Source organism: Streptomyces sp. NPDC002788, assembly GCF_053592115.1.
Genome location: NZ_JBSFVB010000008.1, coordinates 63285 through 84256, shown reverse-complemented (window position 1 = coordinate 84256; position 20972 = coordinate 63285). Strand labels below are relative to the sequence as shown.

General features: G+C 72.5%; 27 protein-coding genes. 20 read left to right on the top strand and 7 right to left on the bottom strand.

What is annotated here, in order from left to right:
• Positions 1–132: 132 nt before the first annotated feature.
• Entirely contained in the window at positions 133–999 is an 867-nt protein-coding gene (locus ACWD1U_RS16670; protein WP_451108123.1) for a hypothetical protein, read from the top strand.
• 200 nt (positions 1000–1199) lie between these two features.
• Here the strand turns inward: ACWD1U_RS16670 and ACWD1U_RS16665 are convergent, their stop codons facing one another.
• Positions 1200–2684, bottom strand: a complete 1485-nt coding sequence (locus ACWD1U_RS16665) for a peptide deformylase (protein ID WP_451108121.1) — start codon at positions 2682–2684, stop codon at positions 1200–1202.
• Between the two features lie 144 nt (positions 2685–2828).
• On the bottom strand, positions 2829–3143 hold the full coding sequence (locus tag ACWD1U_RS16660) for a hypothetical protein (RefSeq protein WP_451108120.1): 315 nt from the start codon (positions 3141–3143) through the stop codon (positions 2829–2831).
• Positions 3144–3672: 529 nt separating this feature from the next.
• On the opposite strand from ACWD1U_RS16660, the gene ACWD1U_RS16655 reads away from it, so the two are divergent.
• The 19 genes from ACWD1U_RS16655 to ACWD1U_RS16565 all read left to right on the top strand — a co-directional run bounded on the left by ACWD1U_RS16655 (position 3673) and on the right by ACWD1U_RS16565 (position 15319).
• Positions 3673–3999, top strand: coding sequence for a hypothetical protein (locus ACWD1U_RS16655; RefSeq protein WP_451108118.1), 327 nt, complete (start codon positions 3673–3675; stop codon positions 3997–3999).
• 70 nt (positions 4000–4069) lie between these two features.
• A complete protein-coding gene (locus ACWD1U_RS16650; RefSeq protein WP_451108116.1) occupies positions 4070–4264 on the top strand; it encodes a hypothetical protein in 195 nt (64 codons plus the stop codon).
• Positions 4261–4482: a hypothetical protein gene (locus ACWD1U_RS16645; RefSeq protein WP_451108114.1), complete on the top strand. Its 222-nt coding sequence runs from the start codon at positions 4261–4263 to the stop codon at positions 4480–4482. The genes ACWD1U_RS16650 and ACWD1U_RS16645 overlap by 4 nt, the downstream gene beginning before the upstream one ends.
• A 176-nt stretch (positions 4483–4658) precedes the next feature.
• A complete protein-coding gene (locus ACWD1U_RS16640; RefSeq protein WP_451108113.1) occupies positions 4659–4865 on the top strand; it encodes a hypothetical protein in 207 nt (68 codons plus the stop codon).
• Positions 4858–5001 (top strand): hypothetical protein, encoded by a 144-nt coding sequence (locus ACWD1U_RS16635; protein ID WP_451108111.1) that lies wholly within the window; start codon positions 4858–4860, stop codon positions 4999–5001. Before ACWD1U_RS16640 ends, ACWD1U_RS16635 begins: the two co-directional genes overlap by 8 nt.
• A 98-nt stretch (positions 5002–5099) precedes the next feature.
• Positions 5100–6677: a DUF2637 domain-containing protein gene (locus tag ACWD1U_RS16630; protein ID WP_451108109.1), complete on the top strand. Its 1578-nt coding sequence runs from the start codon at positions 5100–5102 to the stop codon at positions 6675–6677.
• An 88-nt stretch (positions 6678–6765) separates the two neighbouring features.
• Complete coding sequence (locus ACWD1U_RS16625) at positions 6766–6888, top strand: hypothetical protein (protein WP_451108107.1); 123 nt, start codon at positions 6766–6768, stop codon at positions 6886–6888.
• 188 nt (positions 6889–7076) lie between these two features.
• Positions 7077–7577 carry a hypothetical protein gene (locus tag ACWD1U_RS16620; RefSeq protein WP_451108106.1) on the top strand — a complete coding sequence of 167 codons (501 nt, stop codon included), beginning with the start codon at positions 7077–7079 and terminating at the stop codon, positions 7575–7577.
• Positions 7574–7819: a hypothetical protein gene (locus tag ACWD1U_RS16615; RefSeq protein ID WP_451108104.1), complete on the top strand. Its 246-nt coding sequence runs from the start codon at positions 7574–7576 to the stop codon at positions 7817–7819. The genes ACWD1U_RS16620 and ACWD1U_RS16615 overlap by 4 nt, the downstream gene beginning before the upstream one ends.
• A gap of 139 nt (positions 7820–7958) precedes the next feature.
• Entirely contained in the window at positions 7959–10232 is a 2274-nt protein-coding gene (locus tag ACWD1U_RS16610) for a hypothetical protein (RefSeq protein ID WP_451108102.1), read from the top strand.
• A 14-nt stretch (positions 10233–10246) separates the two neighbouring features.
• Positions 10247–10723, top strand: coding sequence for a hypothetical protein (locus ACWD1U_RS16605; protein ID WP_451108101.1), 477 nt, complete (start codon positions 10247–10249; stop codon positions 10721–10723).
• A 21-nt stretch (positions 10724–10744) separates the two neighbouring features.
• Positions 10745–11605 carry a hypothetical protein gene (locus tag ACWD1U_RS16600; protein ID WP_451108099.1) on the top strand — a complete coding sequence of 287 codons (861 nt, stop codon included), beginning with the start codon at positions 10745–10747 and terminating at the stop codon, positions 11603–11605.
• Positions 11605–13140, top strand: coding sequence for a DNA/RNA helicase domain-containing protein (locus ACWD1U_RS16595; RefSeq protein WP_451108097.1), 1536 nt, complete (start codon positions 11605–11607; stop codon positions 13138–13140). Before ACWD1U_RS16600 ends, ACWD1U_RS16595 begins: the two co-directional genes overlap by 1 nt.
• Positions 13141–13208: 68 nt before the next feature.
• A complete protein-coding gene (locus tag ACWD1U_RS16590; protein WP_451108096.1) occupies positions 13209–13367 on the top strand; it encodes a hypothetical protein in 159 nt (52 codons plus the stop codon).
• 119 nt (positions 13368–13486) lie between these two features.
• Positions 13487–13999, top strand: a complete 513-nt coding sequence (locus ACWD1U_RS16585) for a hypothetical protein (protein WP_451108094.1) — start codon at positions 13487–13489, stop codon at positions 13997–13999.
• A gap of 130 nt (positions 14000–14129) precedes the next feature.
• Positions 14130–14453 carry a hypothetical protein gene (locus tag ACWD1U_RS16580; RefSeq protein WP_451108092.1) on the top strand — a complete coding sequence of 108 codons (324 nt, stop codon included), beginning with the start codon at positions 14130–14132 and terminating at the stop codon, positions 14451–14453.
• A 34-nt stretch (positions 14454–14487) separates the two neighbouring features.
• Positions 14488–14832: a hypothetical protein gene (locus tag ACWD1U_RS16575; RefSeq protein WP_451108090.1), complete on the top strand. Its 345-nt coding sequence runs from the start codon at positions 14488–14490 to the stop codon at positions 14830–14832.
• Complete coding sequence (locus tag ACWD1U_RS16570; RefSeq protein WP_383457839.1) at positions 14829–15068, top strand: pRL2-19; 240 nt, start codon at positions 14829–14831, stop codon at positions 15066–15068. Before ACWD1U_RS16575 ends, ACWD1U_RS16570 begins: the two co-directional genes overlap by 4 nt.
• A gap of 74 nt (positions 15069–15142) precedes the next feature.
• Complete coding sequence (locus ACWD1U_RS16565; protein ID WP_451108089.1) at positions 15143–15319, top strand: hypothetical protein; 177 nt, start codon at positions 15143–15145, stop codon at positions 15317–15319.
• Between the two features lie 93 nt (positions 15320–15412).
• Here ACWD1U_RS16565 and ACWD1U_RS16560 read toward each other — a convergent pair whose 3' ends face one another.
• The 5 genes from ACWD1U_RS16560 to ACWD1U_RS16540 are packed head-to-tail and all read right to left on the bottom strand — an operon-like array spanning position 15413 to position 20857.
• The gene (locus ACWD1U_RS16560) at positions 15413–16555 is read right to left on the bottom strand and encodes a hypothetical protein (RefSeq protein ID WP_451108088.1); all 1143 of its coding nucleotides are present in this window, start codon (positions 16553–16555) and stop codon (positions 15413–15415) included.
• Positions 16552–16701 carry a hypothetical protein gene (locus tag ACWD1U_RS16555; protein ID WP_451108086.1) on the bottom strand — a complete coding sequence of 50 codons (150 nt, stop codon included), beginning with the start codon at positions 16699–16701 and terminating at the stop codon, positions 16552–16554. Before ACWD1U_RS16555 ends, ACWD1U_RS16560 begins: the two co-directional genes overlap by 4 nt.
• 48 nt (positions 16702–16749) lie before the next feature.
• Positions 16750–17283, bottom strand: a complete 534-nt coding sequence (locus tag ACWD1U_RS16550) for a hypothetical protein (RefSeq protein WP_451108084.1) — start codon at positions 17281–17283, stop codon at positions 16750–16752.
• Positions 17280–19733 (bottom strand): tyrosine-type recombinase/integrase, encoded by a 2454-nt coding sequence (locus ACWD1U_RS16545; RefSeq protein WP_451108083.1) that lies wholly within the window; start codon positions 19731–19733, stop codon positions 17280–17282. Before ACWD1U_RS16545 ends, ACWD1U_RS16550 begins: the two co-directional genes overlap by 4 nt.
• The gene (locus ACWD1U_RS16540) at positions 19730–20857 is read right to left on the bottom strand and encodes a tyrosine-type recombinase/integrase (protein ID WP_451108081.1); all 1128 of its coding nucleotides are present in this window, start codon (positions 20855–20857) and stop codon (positions 19730–19732) included. Before ACWD1U_RS16540 ends, ACWD1U_RS16545 begins: the two co-directional genes overlap by 4 nt.
• Positions 20858–20972 lie beyond the last annotated feature (115 nt).

Below are 20972 nucleotides of genomic sequence, written 5' to 3'. Positions count from 1 at the left end.
CCCACGGGGTTCGACCCGGGGCCGCGCCCTGTGGCGCGCATACGGGCGAACCCGGCCCCTGTGGCTTAGGGCCCACCACGCCATCACAGGCCCGCCCACGGCCACACAAACCATCACTATGAGGAAACCGAGATGACGACCGACGAACACACCCGCTGGAACGCGCTGGAGGTCCGGGAGCCGGACCAGGTGCCGGCCGCCACGCCGCTGGCGTGGCAGGTGGAGAAGCACGCCGTTCATGCGGACCGGCTGATGAACAACGCGCTGCCCGACACGTTTCCGTACGAGGTGGAGCGCGGGACCGCGGACGACGCCCTGGCCGTGCTCGCCCTGCGGGAGTCCATCCGCCGGGACGTTGAGCAAGGGCGCGGCACGCGGGTCCACGAGGCGCTGCTGCTGGGGGCGTCCTGGGACGAGGTGGCCCGCGCGCTGGACATCGAGCCGGACGAGGCCCGGGGGCTGCTGCGCGCCTGGGCGCAGGGGCAGCGGAACCTGTGGCTGCGGAACGCGGCCGACAGCATCAGGCCGCTTGGGCTGGATGCTGACGCGCACGCGGCCGTGCTCGCCCTGTGCGAGCGAGGCGACGACGAGGCGTCAGCCGCGGCCGACGTGGGAGAGCAGCGTGGCAGCACGGAGCCCCGGGCAATCGTGAAGGAGGCCACCGTTCGCTACGCCGAGGAACTGCGCAGCAACCCGGAGACGGCATCGGCCGACGGCCACACGGGTTGGGAGTGCGGCGCCGGGGCCTCGCTGATCGTGGAGGCCAACACCCCGGGACCCGGGAAGCTCGGAACGCATCACGGCGTGATCTACGCGTGCGCGGACCACCAGGCCGCGGCCGTGGAGCGCGTCACGGGAGGCGGGTACGAGGTAAACCTCCGGCCGGCCCCGCCGGGGCACTGTTGGAACCCGTGGCCGTGTGGGCGCGTCACCGCGTTCGAGCTGGAGGCCCTGGCTGCCCTCGCTCAGGAGCAGCAGGAGACAGGGGCGCAACAGTGACGACGATCGACTACCACGACCAGTGCCGGGGCATGCACAGTGCCGTGCCCTTGGAGGAGGTAGGCGTCCTGGCCGCCGAGTTCGCCGGCGGAACGGGCCGCGCGGCCGAGTTGGCCGCCGCCGCAATCCTCCAGTGCCGGTACAGCTTCCCGCTGCCCCAGGGGCCCATGGCATCGGCGATCCGAGAGCGCAATGCTGATTTATCGCTGCCCGCCGTAGTGCCAACTGCTGCCGGTGCCGCGGTACTCCGAGACAGGGATGGGCTGGACACCGCCGCGCATACGCGATCGGTACAGCACGCCGTGCAGGTGGTCGACCTCATGGGCGACGAGCCGGGCCATGCCGCGCTCGAAGATCGTGATGCGCTCGGTGCCGTCGATGTCCTGGTGCTCGACACTGATCGCGAGCGGTCGCGGCACCTTCCCCCGCACGTCGAAGAACGACAGGCACCCCTCGTACTGTTCATCCGTCTCCGGGGACGCCTCAACGATCCGCGGGTTGAACAGGGTGATCAACTCGCCTTCGGGCGAGCGGACAATGGCGGCGGCCCGGTCAATGCCGATCTGAGGGGCGGCGACGCCCATGCCCTTGCCGAAGACGTGGACGGTGGCGGCGCGTTCGGCGGCGGAGACCAGCTCGGCGACGACGCGGCGCGCGTCCTCGGCCTCGATGGGCAGGGTGAGCGGGCGTGCGGTCTTGGTCAGAATCGGGTCGCCGTCCTGGACGATGCCAATGGCGCGCATCCTGTCGCTGGCGGTCTGCATGGCGGGCGGGGTCTCCTCCGTGTCGGGCCGGGCGCGGAACTTCCACTCAAGCCTGTAGCGGGCGTGCAGGGGCGGATCAGCGGTCGACCAGCTGTAAATGCGTCGGCCGTTCTCCTCGGTACGGCGGATCGCGGTGCGGAACGGCAGCGAGGCTGCGGTCATCGTCGTCTCCGTCCCCCACACCGTCGGGTCCAGCTCAGCGGGGAAGTCCAGGCGGACGCTCATCCGGCGCGTGGGCAGACGCACCGCGCGCTGGAACCACGAGCCCCACTTGTCGTCGCCGACGGTGTACGTGTACTCCAGCCACGCCGACTCGCCCGGGTAGAGCGGGTACTGGCCGTGCTCGTTCTCAAGCAGCAGCCACAGTTCCTTGAACGCGTCGCGGTCGTGCTTGACCCGCCAGGTGAGCGGCTCGCCGTCGAGGCTGGCCTGTAGCCCGATCTCGTCCCAGGTGAGCGGGTATTGCCGGTAGTGCTGGTTGGAGTGTTCGGGGTTGCCGGGGTAGCGGTCCACGCTAATGCGGATCAGGTAGCGGGTGACCGGGTCGGGGCTGTCGTTGCGGAGCCTGCGCCGCTGTGTGGCCCGGTAGATGCTCCCGTCGTAGTGCAGGGTCGTGTCCTCGTGTTCGACGAGCAGGCTGGCCGCCTGCGGCTCGTCAGGGCCTGCCTGGTGGGGCACGACCTCGGTGCGGCCTACGGCCTCGAGGTCACGGAACGCGCGGACGATGGCGCCGCCGGCGCGTAGCACGTCGTCGGCCTGGCGGGCGAACGATGCGGACGGTGTCAGCTGCCCGCCCTCGACCTTGGACACGTACGACGGCGTGTAGCCGACGCGGCTGGCGAGGGCGGACTGGGAGAAGCCGCGGACGTCACGCCAGCGCTTCAACTCCGCGACAAACGCCTCGGCCGGCTCGCTGGTCATCGTTCCCCCTGTGCATCGCTGTGATCTGTGAGTGATCGGGATTCACGGTCCCGTCACACCGCTGCCCCGCGCTTTGGTCGTGCTGACCACCCACCCGACGGAAGGGAGTGCGGGGCGATGCCTGGCAGTGCATCAGGTAGCGGCTCACCGCTCCTGCTGGACCGGACGGATGCCGAGGGAGCGCAGCAGATCTGCGGCGGCGTCCACGGCCGTTCGCAGATCCGTGGTCGGCCCGACCTGGCCTCCCGTGTGCTGCCGCATGACGTGGTTGACCAGCTCCCACGGGTCCCCAGTGGGGGCGTCATCTCCCGGGTCGGCGATGTACCGACCGAGGGCGCTGTGGATGACCGACGCGATGGTGCGCCCCTCGTCTTTGGCCTTGCCCATGGCCGGGTCCCACAGGGCGTCGGGGATGCGGATGTTGCGCTTGGGGGTCTCCCCCGTCTTCGGTCGCGGCATGGGCGCATGGTCCCACGTGGGGGTCCGTGCAATCACCTGCTGGCTCCTTTTCGTAGAGGCGCATTGCTTGACTCTGCCTACCCATAAACTCTAATTTGTAGAGGCAGTAAGAAGTAGGGGGCCTGGCCCTGCAGCAACGCCCGGACGGCAGCGCGTGATGGCGGCCGAAAGGAAGCGTCTGGATCTTGAGAACTTCACATCAGGGAACACACCGGCAACCCGTGGACCTGCTGCCCCCGAGCGTGTGGGGGGTCGGAAACAAGCAGGTGAAGACCGGTACCGACGGCTCCGAGCCGTCGCCGTCCAGCACCTCGTGTAGCGCCTCGCGCGCCGCGCGGCGTGCCGGAGCGGCGACCACTCGGCACCGTGGCCTCCGAGGCAGGGGAAGTGCCTCGGGGCCTCGCACCATCAGCACCATCAGCACCAGCACCAGGAGGCCCGCAGCAGCATCACCGCCCCGGCCGCCCTGGTCCGCTCCCGCTCCGACGAGACGGCGCCCGACCCGGCCGACGTCTTCGGCCCCGACGAGATGCCGACGCCCGAGGTGATCGAGGAGGCGGCCGCCGACTACGCCGCCGCCTGTGACCGGGCCCGCGCCGGGGACTGGGGCAAGCGCAAGGCTCGCAAGATCCTGGACCGCCTCCCCGCCGGGCGCTACGGCGGGTGGGTCGTGGAGCGGGTCCCGTCCTCCCGGCAGACCCCGGACCTGGACAGCATCCGCGCCACCTACAAGCGGCTGATCGGGCCGGTCCCCATGAGGACCTGCGCCCCCTCGCTGCGGATCACGGCGGCCGCCGCCGCCGTCGTCACCTTCCCGGCCGCCGCCGCTGATGCCCCGGCGCAGCTCGCGGCCTGACCAGACCAGCACCACCCCCACCGGCCCCCGGCATCCGCCGGGGGCCGTCTCTGTGGATCAGGAGGACCGAATGACGACGTACGTACGCGGCGACTGCGTGGAGCTGGTCGCCGAGGTGACCGCCCTCGGGCACACCGCGCACCCCGGCGACATGGGCAGGGTGGAGGAGGTCCACACGGGCGGGCTGATGACCGTCCGCCTGGAGAACGGCCGCCACACCTTCCCCCACCGCGACGAGGTGATCCGGGCCGGGAGCCCGACGTGAGGGGCGGACGCCGCGCCCCGGAGGGCGCCTCTGTCCTCACGATCCGCGTCAGCCGCGACGGCGGCCGCACCTACAGCGCCGCCGCCGCCCTCGCCGCGCCGCACGACGACGCCGCGACCGCCGACCCGCTCGCGCAGCTCCTCGCCGCGCCCTGGCCGCCGTGCCAGTGCCCGACGCACCGCGCGGCCGCCGACCTCCCCGGCCCGCGCCACCCGTGAACGCGGCACGGCCCCGAGACGGGGAAAGCGCCTCGGGGCCGTGCCGCTCCGTCCCGACCGAATCACTGGAGGACGAAGCGCATGACCGACCGTACCAACCCCCGGCCCGCCGTTCCCACCGACTCCGACCCCGACATGGACGAGGCCCTGCGCCGCGTCCGGTCGGGAGGGAAGCGGTGACCACCCCCCACCTCCCCGAGCCCGAGCCCGCGCACGACTGGGCAGAGGACCTGGCGCACGAGCGCCTGGTGGACGTGACCCTCTCGCACCTCCAGGCCGCCGAACGCGCCGCCCTCGCTGCAGAGGACGCCACCGTGCAGCTCGGCTACGCCCAGCTCGCCCGCGACCTCGCGGCCGGCCCCAGGGGAGGCCGCGGTGCCTGAGCGCCGAGACCTCCCGCCCCGCAGCATCCCGCCGCAGCGGCGCCGCCGGGTCATCGTTCCGGAGCCGACCCCGATGCCGCCGCTCCCGCGCGACCCGGAGGCCCGCCGCCGGGCGATCCGGCTGCGCGGCTGGTGACCGGACGGCCCGCCCCGACACCCCCCCGGGGCGGGCCGTTCCGACGACACCCGCCGCCGTTCCGGCCGCGCCCCACGACCGCCCAGGAGGCACCCGAAATGACCATCGCCGCGACGCCGCCCAAGACGGCCACGGCCCCCACCGTTCCGACGACGCGCGCGGCCGTTCCGAGCGCGCAAGATCGGCTTCCGGCGGCACCGTCCACCGTTCCGGAGACGTCGCCCACCGCTTCGGCGACCCCCCGCCGCTGGAGCCTCCCCGGGGGGCTCAGCCGAGGACAGACGACCGCCGCCGCGGCGATCGTCGTAGCCGCCCTGACGCTCGCCGGGATCGGCCTCTACCTCTCCTTCGAGCACGTCGCCGCGTTCGCGCACGAGCGGCTGGGGTTCCGCACCCTCGCCAAGGGGCGCCTGTTCACGGTCGGCGTGGACGTCGGAATCCTGGTGCTCATCGCCCTTGACCTGCTGATGGCCTGGCTACGCCGCCCCATCGGATGGGTGCGCTTCCCCGTGTGGCTGCTGACCGGGGCCACCATCGTCCTCAACGCGGCGAGCGCCGCCCCCGAGGCCGGCGCCTGGACCGCCGTGGACTACGTGGCCGCGTTCGCGCACGGCATCGTCCCCGTGCTGTTCATCGCCGTCGTGGAGATCGGCAAGACGGCCATTGACAGGGTCGTCCGCCCCGACGCCCCGACCAGCCCGGGCGTCCCGCTGAACCGCTGGTTCCTCGCTCCCGGCCCTACCTTCGCCCTCTGGCGCCGCATGAAGCTGTGGGCGGTCGCCACCTACGCGGAGGCCGTGGACCTGGACAAGGAGCTGCGCGTCTACCGCGTGATGCTGGAGCGCGAATACGGCAGCGTCCGCAAGGCCCCGTCAGACGCCCTGCTGCCTCTCACGATGGCCCGGTACGGCCTGACCGTCGCGGAGGCCCTGGCGCTGCCCTTGGAGGCCGAGAAGCGTGCCCAGGCCCTCCGCGAGGCGGAGGAGGACGCCAGGACCGCCGAGGAGGCCCGCAAGGCTGAGAGGGCCGCCCTTGCCGAGGTCGCCCGCCTCAAGGCCGCTGGGACCGTCCAGGCGGCCCGTACGGAGGTCCAGGCGTCGACCAGCCGCGCCGAGGTCGTCGCGGCCGCCGAGGTGGCCGCAGCGGAGCGCGCAGCGAGCGCCGAGACGGAGGCGATCGAGTCGGCCACCGTCGCCGAAGCGAAGGCCCGCGAGGCGGCCGCCGCACTGCGCGCCGCCGAAGATCGTAAGCGCGCCGCCGGAATTGATCAGGACGCCGCCGAAACGGAGCGGGTCGCCGCCGAAACGCGGGCCCGCGCCGCCGAAGCCGAGGCCCGCGAGGAGGCCGCCAGGACCGCCACGGAGCGCGCTCGGGAGGCCCGTGCCGAAGCCGAGGCCCGCGCCGCCGAAATGGAGCGGGTCGCCGCCGAAACGCGGGCCCGTGCCGCCGAAATCGAGCGCCGCGCGGTCGAAGCCGAGGACGTCGCCCGGCTCTCGCCGAAGGAGCGCACTCACCGCAAGGTCGCCCGGATGATCCTCACGGCTGGGGGCCACCCGGAGCACCTGCCGATCAGCGACGTCGCCGAAGCGTTCAGCGTGTCCGTGTCGACGGCCTCGGAGTACCGGGCCGCCGCCGCGCAGCTCCTCGCCGAGGGCTACCGCCCGGAGGACATGTGATGGCCGGCCGCGTGAAGCCTCGCGCGCCGCGCAGGGCCCCGGAGGAGAACGTGCCCGGACAGCTCGGGCTGTTCGGCTCCGCCGACCCGTGGCAGCCCACCGGGTGCCGGTGCTGGCCACCGGACAACCGCGGCTGTGGCCACTGCCGGACCTGCTCCGCCTGCCAGGACTGCGGGCGGTGCGCCGGCCCCGGCTGCTCCTGCGGCTGTGACGACGGCTGACCAGCACAAACACCCCACCGCACCGACCGAGGGGCGGCCCACACCGGGCCGCCCCTCACCGCGTCTGGCGATGCCTCCGCCGTTCCCGACCCGCCCCCAGGGGGCCGGGCGCGGCAGCGGGACCGCCAGCCCCGCACACCGATCACCCCCCGCACCACCACCCCGAGAGGAGCGCCCAGTGAGCGCTGACCGCTGGACCAGCGACACCCTGCTCACCAAGCAGGGCGTCAAGACGTACTCCGACCAGGTCAGGGAGCTGTTCCGCCGGTACGCGGACGACTTCGAGACCCTCGCCCGCGAGGTCCGCGCCGACCTGGTCGCCGACCCCATCGAGGGCGACAACAAGCTCACCGCCCAGTGGCACGCCTGGCAGGTGTCTTCCGCGCTGCGGGACATGGCCAAGCACGCCCGGGCGATCGTCGCCGCCGGGAAGGCCCTGGAGGGCGACTACCGCCGGGTGTGCATCGAGCTGCCGCAGAAGCGCGCGGCGAAGGCGGCCGCGAAGGAGCTGCAAAAGGCTGGCCGACCGCTCCCGGCCGGGACCGTCCCCAACGACGTCGCGGCGGCCGCCGCCCGCCGGGCCATGCTCCCGGCGCAGCCCGGCGACCACGACGACGAGCAGACCGCCCCGGCCCGCCCGGTGACCCCGTGGGGCGACCTCTTCAAGGAGGCCCGGTGACCACCGCAACCCGTCCGGCCGACCAGACGAAGCGGAACCAAGCCGAGTTCTGGAACGCCCGGCAGGCGGCCGCGAGCGACGAGAAGCAGCTCGCGGCCGTCATGTACGACCTGGCCCGCTCCACCGCCGCGAAGGCGGCGGGGCGGGACCCCAATCACCAGATCTGGCGGAGCCTCGCGGAGACCCTGCACCGCTGGGCCGTCGACACACAGCGCACCCTCCCGGCGAGTGACGCACGGTGAGTTCTTTTTCTTCTTCTTCAGCCCGGCCCCCCGGGTTCGCCGGACCCCAAGGCGCGCGCACGACGTGCGCGCGCGAGGGTCGCCCGGCCGCTCACTCTCTGTCAACCCCCACGACCCACCGGAAGGAGGGCTAACGATCATGTCCAGCGACGACGAGGACGGCCGGGTGATCCCGTTTCCGTCCCTCGGAGGACTACGGCCCCCCATCGGCGGCGGCACCATGACCAGCGCCCCGCCGACCCCGCCCCCGGCGCCACCCGCCGACCCGGAACCGGAATCCGATCTCTTGACCGCGTTCCCGGCCCTCGCGGCTGCCCAGCTCGCCCCGCCCCTGGCCCTGACGCTGCCCGCCCTCGCCCCCGACGACGAGGACCAGGACGGCGACCAGGACCCGGCGGTGACCGTCCACCAGGACGGCGGGATGACCGCCCGCGAGGCCGCCACGCTCGGGGTGATGGTGGCCTCCGCGATCACCGTTGCGTGCCTGCGCGGCACCGTGGCGTTCGCCTCCTGGTGCCGGGCCCGGGCGGAGCACCACCGCACGGTGCGCGAGCAGGCCGCCAAGGCAGCGGCGAAGGCGGGCGGAACGGGCGGCGGCCGGGTGCCCTCCGGTCCCGAGTACGGCCGCGCGACGCGGAACGGAGGACGCGCCGGCACCGGCTCCGGTGGCGGCGGCCGGTCCGGCGGCGGGAGCGGCGGAGGCCGCGCCCCGGCGACGTTCCGCTCCTCCGGGTCCGGCTCGCGCGGCGCGGGTGGCTCCACCCGCCCCGGCGGGGGCAACTCGAGGCCGCCCGCAGCGACGCACAGCGGGAAGGGCGGCACCGGCCCGGGCAGCAAGCGCAGGAACGGGTCCGGGTCGGGGACGTCGCCCAGCTCGGGCAGCGGCTCCGGGTCGACGCCGACCAGCCGCCGCAAGCGCAAGAACGGGGGCGACTCCGGAGGGTCCGGGGACGGCAGCGGGAAGGCCCTGCGCGGCCCCAAGGGTCCGAAGCGCCGCAAGCCGAAGGGCAGCGATACCGGGAGCGGCGGCGGCTCGTCGCCGGGCAGCTCGGGACCGTCGTCCGGCAAGGGCGGCAAGGGGAAGGGCAAGGGGCCGAAGGGGTCCAAGGGAGGCAAGGGCACCGGCACCTCGCCCGGGTCGACCAGCCCGAAGGGCACCGGCAAGGGCAAGGGCAAGGGCAAGGGCGGGAAGGGGAAGGGCGGGAAGGGGAAGGGCGGCGGGTCCAAGAGCCCGGCGACCAGGACCCCGGCCACCACGCCGGCCACCCGGACGGCGAGGGCCCGCGCCCTCACCCGCCGGGCCACTCTCCGCGCCGCGCGCGGCGGCGGCCGCCTGGTCCGCCGTACCGGCCGCTACCTCGCCCGGCACACGCCCACGGCCGCCCGCCGTACCGGCCGCTACCTCCACCGGAGGGCCCGGCACGCACGCCGCTGGTCCCGCGTCCAGTGGGAGCGGATCGCCGCCCGGGCCGAAGCGCGCTGGGAGCGCCGACAGCAGGCCGCGGCCGCAGCGGCGGCCGCCGGGAGCACCGGCCCCACCGCAGGCCCTACAGCGCCCAGCAGCGGCCCCACACCGACCGGCCCGGGCCCGGCGCCCACCGGACCCGGCATGGGGACCGGAGCGGCCTCCAGCGGCCCCGGAGCCTCGCCCTGGGGGCCCGGCCCGGGCGGCGGCCCGTGGGTCGGCTACGGCCCCCTCACCCCACCCCCTGCCATGACGGACCCGTACGTCGTAGTCGTGGACCGCGAGGACGACGACACCGCCACCGTCGACCTGCCCGAGCTGGTCGTCGCCGAGGGCGACACCCCGCCGCCGGACGCCCCGCCCGGACAGGCGTGGGAGCCGCTGCGCGGCGTGGACGGCGGGTGGGTCCTGGTCGACGTGGCCGAGCTGGTCGAGCCCGGCCCCATCCCGATCCCGGCGGCCCGCACCGAGGCCGCCCCCGCCAGTAAGGAGACAACGCCTGTGAGCGAGCTGCCCGCCACTTCCTCCGCGATCGCCGACGGGGTGGCCGCCATGTCCGCCCCCTCGTACGACAGCGGCGCGAGTGAGCTGACGATCTACGACCTGCTCGACGCCGACGAGGACGCGGCGGAGGAGATCGTCGCCCGCGTGGAGACCGCCCGCGAGGACGCCAAGGCGGCCCGCGCGCTGGTCGGCCACATGGAAGCCCTCAAGGCCACGTGCCTCCACTACAAGATCCCGGGCGCCCTGTACCGGTACGCCTGCCGCCTCCAGGAGAAGGCCGGCGCCCTGGCGGCCGACGCCGACGCCCTCGCCAAGGCGCTCCCGGCCGCGTCCGAGGCGATCAGCGCGGCGGGCAAGAACGCCGCCGCCCGGCACAAGCCCCTCGCCGACACCGTCCGCGACCACGGGCACGCCGCCCCGGCCGAGACCGAGTACCACGGATAAGGAGCCCCCTGACCATGTCGGACAACCTCCCCGCGCCCGCTCAGGGCGCCGCCCCCGTCCCCTCCAGCACCAACACGGGGGCCCTGACCTCCGCGAGCGGAAACTTTGTCAGCGCGGCCGCCTACGGCGTCCAGTTCACGGTGATGGTGGTCAAGCTCGCGGCCGCAGGCCTCGCCCTCCGGGGCGTCGGTGCCCGGGTCCGGTCGACGTACAAGTACATCGGCGACTGTGCGAAGAGCGTCGACCACCTCGCCGACCTCGCCGCGAAGCTCTCCGTCGACCCGGACACCATCGGCGAGCACCGCGACGCCGCCACGGTAATGCGGGCCTCCCTCGCCCGCGCCCAGCGCATGGCCAACACCGTGGACGAGATGAGCGTCATGTTCGACCAGGCCAAGGCCGCCCACCAGGGCGACTACGGGGCCGTCAACGACGCCGCGACGTCCATGACGGTCCCCATGGCGAACCGGAACTTCTACCGCAACCGCTGACCCCAGGAAGGAGGCACTGCCGTGCCGCTGCCCCCGCTGGACCGAGTGCGCGCCGTCGTCGGACACACCCGAGACGCCGCCGGGCGCGTGGGCACCGTGGGAGGGGCCGCCGTCCTGGCGGCCTCCCTCGTGGTCCCCGAAGCTGCCGCCGCCGCCCTGCCCGCTGCTGGGATCGCCGCCGGGGGCGGCTACCTGGTGTCCATGGCCCCGGCCGGGGAGGCGGCGCCCGGGTGGCTGCGCACCATGTACGCCGCCCCGGCCGTCACCTGCGTTGCCGAGGCCATCGCCTTCCAGTTCGCCCCGGGCGTCCACTGGTGGGAGGTCCTGGCGGCCGCCGGGTGGACCGCCCTCACCTGGTGGCTCCGCCCGTCCAAGCAGGCCCGCGACTGGGCGACCGAGGCGGCCGGAGGTGAGGCGGCCGTCACCGTGTACGAGCACATCGGCGACGCCGTCGCCGTCCAGGGCGCCCCGGCCGTCCAGTTGACCGGCTCCCTGGAGGAGCGCCTGGCGTCCTGGTGGGCCGCGCACGCCGCCGTGGAAGGCGGTCCGGCCCCGGGGACCCACCTGGAGCGGATCGCCGCCGTGGGCCCCAAGGAGTTCGCCGCGTGGATCGTCGCCGACGTCCCCGGCCAGCCCGTCCCGACCGTGAGCGTTCCGCGGCTGTCCGCCCTCATGGACATCGAGGAGGAGCTGTTCGCCGTGGGCCCGGTCAAGGGCAAGGGCGCCGGGTACCGCCGCCTGCGGGTCGGCGCCGTCGCGGCCGGCGGCCCCGAAGACTTCGCGGAGCTGTGGGCGCAGAAGATCGCCCCGACCGCCATGCCCGGCACGACCGTCGTCGCCGTCCGGGCCGGACACATCGACCAGGAGGACCAGGACCAGTGATGCGCGCCCCTGACTTCGTGGAGATCGAGGTCGCCCGGCGGCCCGGCGAACTGATCACGTACAACCACGCCGCCCTGGTCTCCGCGCTCGGGGGCAAGGACCCGGCGTGCGTGGCCGTGGAGACTGACGGCCTGTCCCGGGCGCTGATCACGGCGTACCGGCGGCCGCCGCTGGAGAACCTGCGCTACGCCCGCCCCGAGGACCTGGTGATGGACCGCGAGGGGTTCATCACCGTGGGCCGCCACCACGACGGCATGGCGGCCCGGATGCGGCTGTACGAGCCCGGCTCGGGCGCGCAGCGCGGCGCGATGTTCGGCACCACAGGCGCGGGCAAGTCCCGCGCCCTACAGCTGGTCCTCGCCGCCGAGAAGCGCTCCCGGATCGTCTCCTGGCTGTCGGACCTCAAGGGCGGCCAGTCCGTCCCGGAGGCCCGGGGGCAAGTCGACTGGAGGGCGACCACCGAGCTTGAGGCGATGATGCAGCTCCGCGCGGGGCTGTGCCTGGTCATGCACCGCACGGAGCGGTACGCCGCACTGGGCCGGTCGTACTTCGTCATCGGCGACCCGGACCCGCTGGTCAACATCCGCATCGACGAGGCGAACCGGCTCCTCCAGGAGGGCAGTCAGTACCGGGATGAGGCCGCGTTCCTCATCAAGGAGATCGGCCGTCTCGGCAGGTCGGTCGGCGTCGGCATCAGCATCGCCGCGCAGGCCGGCCACATCGAGGAGCTGGGCGGCTCGGACACCCTGCGCGCCATGCTCAAAGAGGGCGACGTCGTCCTCCTGCGCTGGTCGTCCAACATGATGGCCGCCCTCGTCTCGGACGGCCTCCTGCCCCTGGGCGCGGACCTCGTGCCGATCCCGAGGCGCAGCGGCCCGCCCGTCCTGCGGTCCCGGTTCGAGCGGACCGGCAACGAGGTGCCCGGCACCTCCACGGCCGGACAGGCGTACCTCCTGGGCTCGCCCCGGCCGACCGCGCTCATGCGGTTCTTCCGGGTCGGCTCGCCGGTCCCCGTCAACGGCCTGGACCCGGCCATCGTGGACCTGTACGGCCCGGGCGAGCCCGCCCGCCTGGAGGCCGCCTCCGTGGACTACGTGGGCCCCGCCTACGCGGCCCGGGGCGGCCCGATCACCCTGCACGACATGGCGGCCGCGCACGTCCTGGCGGAGGGCCTGGAGGCCGCCGGGGTCGACCCGGAGTCCACGGCCTACCTTGCCGGGCCGCCCCTCACCCCGCCCGGCCAGACGCCCGCGCCGTCCCCGGCCGGGCCGACGATGGACCCCACCGCCCCGGGCGCCGGTCTCATGCCGCCGCCGTCCAAGGGCAAGGGCGCACCGTCGACCCGTAGCCGCATCCTCGCCGCCCTCGCCGACGGCCCGCTGAACAAGCACGACCTACAGGCGAAGGTGAACGCGGACGGCGGCCGCCAGGTGCGGAACATCGCGCCGACCCTGTCCGAGATGAAGGCGCACGGCGAGCTGGAGCAGCCCGAGCGCGGCATGTGGGCCCTGCCCGCCGCCCCCTCGGACGACTGACCGCCCCGGCCGGGGACGTCCGGTAGATCACTCCCCGGACGTCCCCGGCGGCCGCCATGCTGGCCGTCATGGACTTCGAATTCGACTGCTGGCGGTGCGGCACCACCTGCGCGGTCTGGGGCAAGCCCCGCGGCTTCTGGACCACCACGCACTACGAGCTGCCGGGCGAGTTCGAGTGCTGGAACTGCGGCGCCCTCAACACCACGCCGGACGAAGACGACGACTGACCCGCCCGCCCCCTCACACGCACCGGCCCGGAGCCCATCGGCTCCGGGCCTTCCTGTTGCCCACGGCCCCCGGCAGACACCGCCGGGGGCCGTCCTCGTACCCGCCCAGGAGGCACCCCATGGAACCGACCCGCCCCGAGCAGTCCCGGCAGCTCCCGCCCCACGTCCGCGCGCTGATCGCCGACGTGGAGAGCGTCTACCGGCCCGAGCTGCAGCCCGCTCCGGTGACGTCGTTCCGCGACGAGACGCCCGTGCCGAAGACCGGCGAGACCGACACCCCGCCCGTCGCCCAGCCCGAGACGCGCATCGTGCCGTCCTGGGCGGCCGGCCTCGCGGTCGGCTCCCTCGGGGTCGGCGCCGGGGCCACCGGCCTCGGGTGCGCCGCATGGCTCGTCTTCAAGGGCCTGGCCCTGGTGAGCGTCCCGAGCCTCCAGACGTTCGCGCTGATCCTGCTCGCCCCGTTCGCCGGCATCGCCGCCGTCGCCCTCGCCATCGGCGCGGCCGTCGCCAAGGCCAAGAGGTCGCACACCACGAACGTCTTCAAGGGCTCCGTCACCGTCACGAACAAGACCGAGGTCAGCAGCACCGCGCGCGGCATGTTCGCCCGCAACCGCAACGACGTCCGCCACTGACCGCCCGGGCCCTCACTGCCCGGCCGCCCTGCTCGGTCCTCAGCGCGCCTGCCAGGGCGTCCCGAGGGCCTTCCAAGCCGACCGGCCACCCCTCCCCGACCGAATCACTGACCGACGAAGGAGATCACCCATGCCCTTCCGAAGGGCCGTCGCCTGCGGCCTCCCCGGCTGCCTGGCCCTGTACCTCGCCCCACCCCAGTACGGCCTGGACGCCGTCCGGTTCGCCGCCATCCGCCTCGGGTGGGACGTCCCCGCGGCCGCCGTGACGATCCGCTGCCCGGCCTGCCGTCTCGGCACCGGCCCCGTCACCGAGCGCGGCGCGACCGGCCGGGACACCTGCCCCTGCTGCGGCGGCTCCGCCACGCCCACGGAGTTCGGCGCTCACTGCACCTGGTGCGGCCGCACGCAGCCCTACGACCGCACCGCCGCCGACGCTCAGCCGGTCGTGCCGTAGCGGCCGCCGACGACCACCAGGAGGACACCGACCCATGACCCTGACGCGCGCGATCACCTGCAACACCACGGGCTGCGTCGCCCTGTACCTCGGGCACCCGCTCCTCGCCCCGCACGCCGTCCGCCTCTCCGCCCAGCGCGCCGGGTGGGACGCCGAGGAGGCCAGCCGCGAAGACCGCTGCCCGAGCTGCCGACGCGGCGGCCTGCCCGTCCTGGAGCGCGGCGAGTGCCCGGTGTGCTGCGGCTCCACGTTCGCCACCGGAGAGGGCGACAAGTGCCACCACTGCGGGCACGTCATCCCGGCCCCGCCCGACGACCTCGCCGACGACGAGGACCAGGAGCACGGCGAGCAGCTGCACGCGGCGGAGGACGACCGGTGACCGGCGGCCCGCCCGTGCGGCCGGAAGACCTGTCGCACTCCATGCTCGTCGCCGTCCTCATGGCGCACGGCGGCTCCCTGACCATCCCGGTCACCGCGTTCGAACCCGACTCCACCGGAGGCCCTGACGGCTCCTGGCACGCCGTGGCCCTGGAACCGCTCGGGGACGGCACGGTGCGCCTGTCCGTCCGCCCCCGGCCGCCCGAGGTCGACGGCCCCGGCATCCGGTTCGAGTGACCCCCACACCACACCGGCGGCCGCCACTCCCGGCCGCCGCCGGCCTTCCCGACACCACCGAAGGAGACACCCGTATGCGCACCACGACCAGCACCGCCGCGGCCGCCCGGTTCGCTGCCGTCTACGCCCTGCTCACCGCCTCCCACGAGGTCGCGGACTACTGGGTGCAGCAGGACAGGGACGCGGTCGCCAAGGGCCGCCACGGGCACGAGGGACGGGCCGCCTGCGCCCGGCACTGCCTTTCTCTCTGACGGAGCCCTCTTGGAAGTGCTGTATCAGCTGGTCGTGGCCCTGTCTGTGTCCGCGACACGTGTCGCGGACACAGAAGGCAGACGTTGCCGGTACTACTGAGCGCTGCGATCGGCTGATCGAAACAAGTCGATCAGCGCGTTCCCGCTAGGCATCTGGGAGCGGAACAGCAGGATGACTAGCAACGGGGCCAGGGTGCCGATCAGAGTTCCCACCGCGCCGTCCGGCAGGCCTGCAAGCAAAGCACCAGCTGAGATGGCCGTAATGATCAGCCCGGCGGCTAGCATCTTCAGCAGATCGTGACTACGGGCTGGACGTGCCACACGCATCCACTCGTCGTCGTCATCGAGAAGGGCGCCGAGTCGGCCCTGCGCGCACCGTTCGGTGATCTGGGCAAGCATGCGAGTAATTTCCGTGAGCGCCCCGTGCGGATCGACATGCTGGTGGTACTCAGCCTCTCGTAGCGCGCCAGCCACCTTCTCGCCGTGGCGGCGCAGTGCGCGTCGGTGGCCAGTGCGTCTTGTGAAGCGCGCTGAATGCGCCGAGCGAACGGTGCGCTCGGCGGCATGTACTGAGAGTGGCTCAGGCAGAGTTCGGAGACCGGATTGCAGAAGCGCCAGATGCTCTGCCGCGCGAGTGGTGTGGAAGATCAGCTGAACCACGGGGGCGTAGCGCTCGGGGCGCCGTGGTTGCGGCTCAGAAGTAGGTTTGTAGGGCACCGGGTGGCGGCCGGTAAATTGCCCACTGCGCCGCCAGAAGTACATGAACAAGACGACCAAGCTGATGCGGGCTAACACGGTGGCCTCAGGGACCCCGAAAGAGGGGGACCCTTGGACGGACACCAGCGGGTCTTCCTTCCACGCCCTCGGCATGCCTGTTATGACCCTCCAAGCGATGGTGACCATTCCGAGGTAGGTGAAGGCGATAGCGGCGGCGATCAGAGACAGACGGCGCCGCAGGCGCGGCTGATAAGTGGTCCACCACCACATGAGGTGAGAGCGCAGAAGACGGGGGTCCCCGACAGGGCTAACACCGGAAGCTTCGGTTAGGGCCGTCTGCATGCGGTTGATGGTCCGGTCGGCAGCGCGGCCGGCCTTTGCAAGGCGACGTATGCGCCGAGGCTCAAGTACCCGTTCGTCGAGTCGACGCATGGGGCCGAGGGACGGGCCGAGGACAGGGCCGACGGTGACCAGCAGCATGAACAGGATGGCGCCCACAGCTTTCATTGGCTCGCTCATGGGCGTGTGTCCTCGCAGGGGCGCTGAGCCTTGGTGAGCATGGCCGTGACGGAGGCGGCCTGCTCAATGTCTTCCTTGCGGTTGACCAGGTCCTCGCGCCTCTCGTTCCGTTCCCAATCCCAGTACTCGTTGTGTGCGGTAGGCATGCGGAGAGTATTCCGTCCCCTGCTGACAGCCAGAGAGTCCTTTCTGAATCAGCCCCCCTTTCCATTGAGCTGGGCCATGAGTTCCCGGTTCGCGGCGCGTGCGGCGGCCAGGTCTTCGTCGCGCTCGTCGAGTTCAGTTCGGAGGCCGAGGACCTGCTGCTCCAGCTCGCCGATTCGGCGGGTGAGCGTTTCGACGTCGGCGGGGGCACCGAGCCCGGATGCTTCCCAAGCGGCCTGTCCGAGGGCTTCGGACAGGCGCCGTTCGAGCCGGGTGATGTGCGCGGACAGGCGACCGTTGCGGGCGGTGAGGTTCGCGACGTCGGCCAGCAGCGACTGGCGGCTGACCTGCGTCCCTGCAGTCGCGCCGGGCGGCGGCTCGGCCGCGCGGGCGAGGACGGCCGCGTGGAGGTCGCCGTGGCGGTGGATCAGGCTGCGATGGACGCTGGCCGCGCGGGCGACCGAGGAGACAGTGATCTCCTCACCGTTCGCGGCGAGTTGGTCGAGGACCTTGAGAACCCGGGTCCGGCGGCGTTCGGAGTCCGCAGCTCGCGCTTTGGCCAGGTGGCCCGGTGACGTGGTCATGCGTCACGCTCCAGCCGCAGGTTCGGCTCAGGGGCCCGGATGCCGGGCATGCCGAGGGAGACGGTGCGGGTCTTCCGCAGGGTCCGGGTGGCTTCCACGATCTGCTCGCGTTCTTCGTCTGTGAGTCCTTCGAGGTCAGTCTCGACGCGGCGGATCAGTGTGCGGATGCGCTTGATCTCCTCCTCGGACGGGGTCGATTCGGTGCGGGCCCAATCGTCCAACTCCGTTGCTGAAGCGAGGCGTTCGCGGTCTTTCAGTAGCGTGTCGAGGTAGGCCCTGAGTTCCGGCAAGTACGACGGGTCGGTGCGGAAGTGATCGCAACCGACACAGCGGAACCGGAACGGACAGCCGTGGCCGCCGGCCTTGACGTTGGTCGGCTCGACGCAGATGCCGTAGGGGACGGAGACCTGGCCGATCCGCAGGCGGGCGTGTTCGTGCTCCAGGAGCTGTCGGGCCTCGGTCCAGATCCGGTTGCCGTGCCGGTCGAACTGGTGCGAGACGAGCTTGTCGACCGCGGACCTGGTTCGTTTCTCGGTCACCCGATAGTAGATTTGTGTAGTTTGCAACGATCTGTGACCCATGAGCTCGCGGAGCACGTCGGGCAGGGTTCCGGCGTCCGCGTGCCGTTGCGCGTAGGAGTGCCGGTAGGAGTAGGGGACGACCTCCAGCTTTGGGAACTCGGTGCCGTCGGCGAGAAGCAGGGGCGGCATGGCGTTGACCCAGCGCCGGTGGACGTTGCCGATGTGCTGCATGCGGAACGGCTGGGTGCCCTCGGAGTTCTGTCGGGGTCGGGGAAAGAGCACCAGCTTGGACAGGCCGGTGCCTGGGAAGCGGTTGCGGATGGACTTCTTCTGCCTGACGACGATCTCAGCGGTGGAGTCCGGGATCGGCAGGCGGCAGCCGGTGCGGTTGTTCTTGAAGTCGGTATAGACGAGCACGGACTTGCCGTGCTCGTCCGTCTCCAGGCAGTCCCAGGGCAGGCAGCCGATCTCGTCGGGACGCCGTCCAGTGTCGACGAGGATCTCGATCGCGTTGCGCATGTCCTCGCTGCCGTCGCGGATCTGGTCCAGGGTGGGCAGCCGCTCGCAGAGCTGGGTGAGGATCTCCCTCGGCAGGGCCCGGCCCGGTCCCTCTTCGGTGATGACCGGGGGCATGTCGTGCCTGCGCAGCGCGAAGTCGTCGGGCAGGTCCGCGAGGATCTCGCCAGGGAGGGTCAGGCCCATGTCGCGGATCTCGCGCAGGAACCGGCCGGTGAACCGGGAGACCGTCGTGCGGCGGAAGGAGCTGATCTCGCAGGTGTGTTCCAGGTGGGCGACGTACTGGGTGAACGCCTCGATGTCGCTGCGGCCGAGCGCGGCCATGTTCTCCCCGCGGTCCTCGCGGGAGCGGACCAAGCTCTGCGAGAGGAAGCGGAGGCAGAGGATCATCTCGGAAAGGCTGTTGGGGATGTTCTTGCCGTAGCGGCGGGGAATCTCGTCCAGCACCCACGTCTTGCAGGCCCGCCGCATCCACTCCTGGTGCAGCGGGGTGAAGTCCATCCTTCGCCACTGGCCCAGGCCGAAGGCGGCCATGTTCCAGACGTCCTTGATCTGTTCCAGTTCCGGAGTGGAGACAGCCGCCGCGATGGTGCGGCGCATGGCGTTGGCCATGCCGCTCAGGTGGGTGTTGCGGCGGACCTGGACGTCGTCGAACTGCTCGACTCGCTGCTCGCGCAGGTGCTGGACGACGCCCCGCAGCAGGATGGGCGGGCTCTTGATTTCGGCGTCCGCGCGGGCCTGGAGCGCGTAGAGGACCTCGGCGGTCACCAGCGTCGGCAGTCCGCGAAGGCTCACCGCGGTGGTTTCGGAAGTGCCGGGCTCGGTGCGGCACCACTGCTCGAAGTCGGTGCCGCGGGCCTGTGCCTCCTTCCACCTCACCCAGTGCGGTGGGCAGCACAGGTTCGAGCTGTTCGCCCGGTGCCGGTGGCAGGCGTCCACCGAGCACAGGCCGAACCCGGGCAACGGCTGGACGCGCGGATGGGCGAAGAACTCCTCCAGCGGCGGGCGCCCCAGCTTCACGAACAGCTCGCGGTGCCGCATGCACATCTGCGTCCTCGACGACGTCCAAGGGCGCTGGCACTTGGGGACGCCGCAGCCGCCCGAGGTGTTGCTGATCTGCTTCGGCTCGGTGGCCAGGAACTCCTCCGGCGTCTTGCCGCTCCGCTTCCAGCTGCTGCGGCAGGCCGAGCACAGACCCAGTTCCGTCCTGCGGGCGGCGGCCCAACAGCCCTGTCGGGCGCAGATGTTCATGCCGAGGAAGGGGTGATCCGGTGACGGCCGCAGGATCTGGGACGTCTCGTCCCAGTTCAGCATCTCCAGTGTCTCAGGGCGGATCAGCTCACGCAGCCGCTTGGCGCGGGCAGGGAGCAGATCCGATGCCGGGGCGTGCACCAGTTGCAGGGGCGAGGTCATCCGTTCCTCCTCGGAGCGAGCGCACCCACCCGATCCACGGCGGCCCGCAGCCGCTGCGGGTCGGGATGCAGGTAGACCTGCGAACTGGATGGGTTGGCATGGCCGAGCAGGTCGGCGATCTCGTCCAGAACGGCGCCGGCGTCGGCGGCGTTGCTGGCGAATCCGTGCCGCAGAGCATGGGGATGGACGCCCTTGGACAGCCCGGCCCGGCGCGACAGCCGGTCGAAAAGGCCGTTCAAGGCCGCGGGCGGCATGGGCGCCCCGAGCGGCTGCCGGAACAGGTTCACCAGGGCGAAGTCGCTGTCGCGTGCCTTGCGGCAGGCATCCCGTTCGACGGCGTACTGGTCGTAAGCCTGCACCAGCAGGAAGTCGACGGGGACGGCGCGCGAGCGCTTCGACTTCGCCCAGGCGCCGTTGGCGTTGTCGCGGCGTACCACGTGCAGGTGGGAGCCGGGAATCCGGCAACCCAGCCCGCTGGCGTCCAGGACGAAGTGGATGTCTTCCCGCCGCAGGCCCACGGCCTCGCTGCGGCGCAGGCCGGCCCTGGCCAGCAGCAGCACGATGAACCGGTCCCGGGCGTTGCGGCAGGCCCGCAGCAGGGCCAGGACCTCTTCGTCCGTGGCGCGGCCGACCGGCTCGTCCGGCTCGGCGGCCCGGTGCCTGGCCTTGGCGAAGTAGCGCAGGCCGCTGCCCTCGCCGCGGGCCTCGGGCGGGAGGTCACGGTCGTCGGCGATCTCGTAGAGCTGGGACAGCACGAACATCGGCACCGTGCCCAACGTCGTGCCGTGCGCGAGGAACTCGCGTACCCCGGCGAGCACGGTGTTGATCCGGCGCGGCCCGCGGACCGGCTCACGACCCGGCCCGGCCACCACCTCGCTGTCGTCCCCCGGCGAGTGCCGTAGCCAGAACATGAAACTGCCCAGGCGGCCCGCGGCCGTCGTCCACTCCCGGCCGGTGCACCGGCACCAGGTCAGGTAGAGCGCGACCGCCCCGGCATACGTCCGCGTCGTCGACTCCGCCTGATCGCGACCGAACCGCACGTGCCGCAGGAACTCATCCGCCGCCGCTACGGGCTCCAGGGGGTCCTCATCCAGCACGGTCCAGTACCGCTGACCCGACGGCATGACCACACGAAAGGGCCGGAGACTGCCGGAGAACTCATGAATCACGCGTCTTCAACGACAACTACGACGTGCACGACACGGTGACGTGAAGCGTCGTACACGGCACCCCACCTGC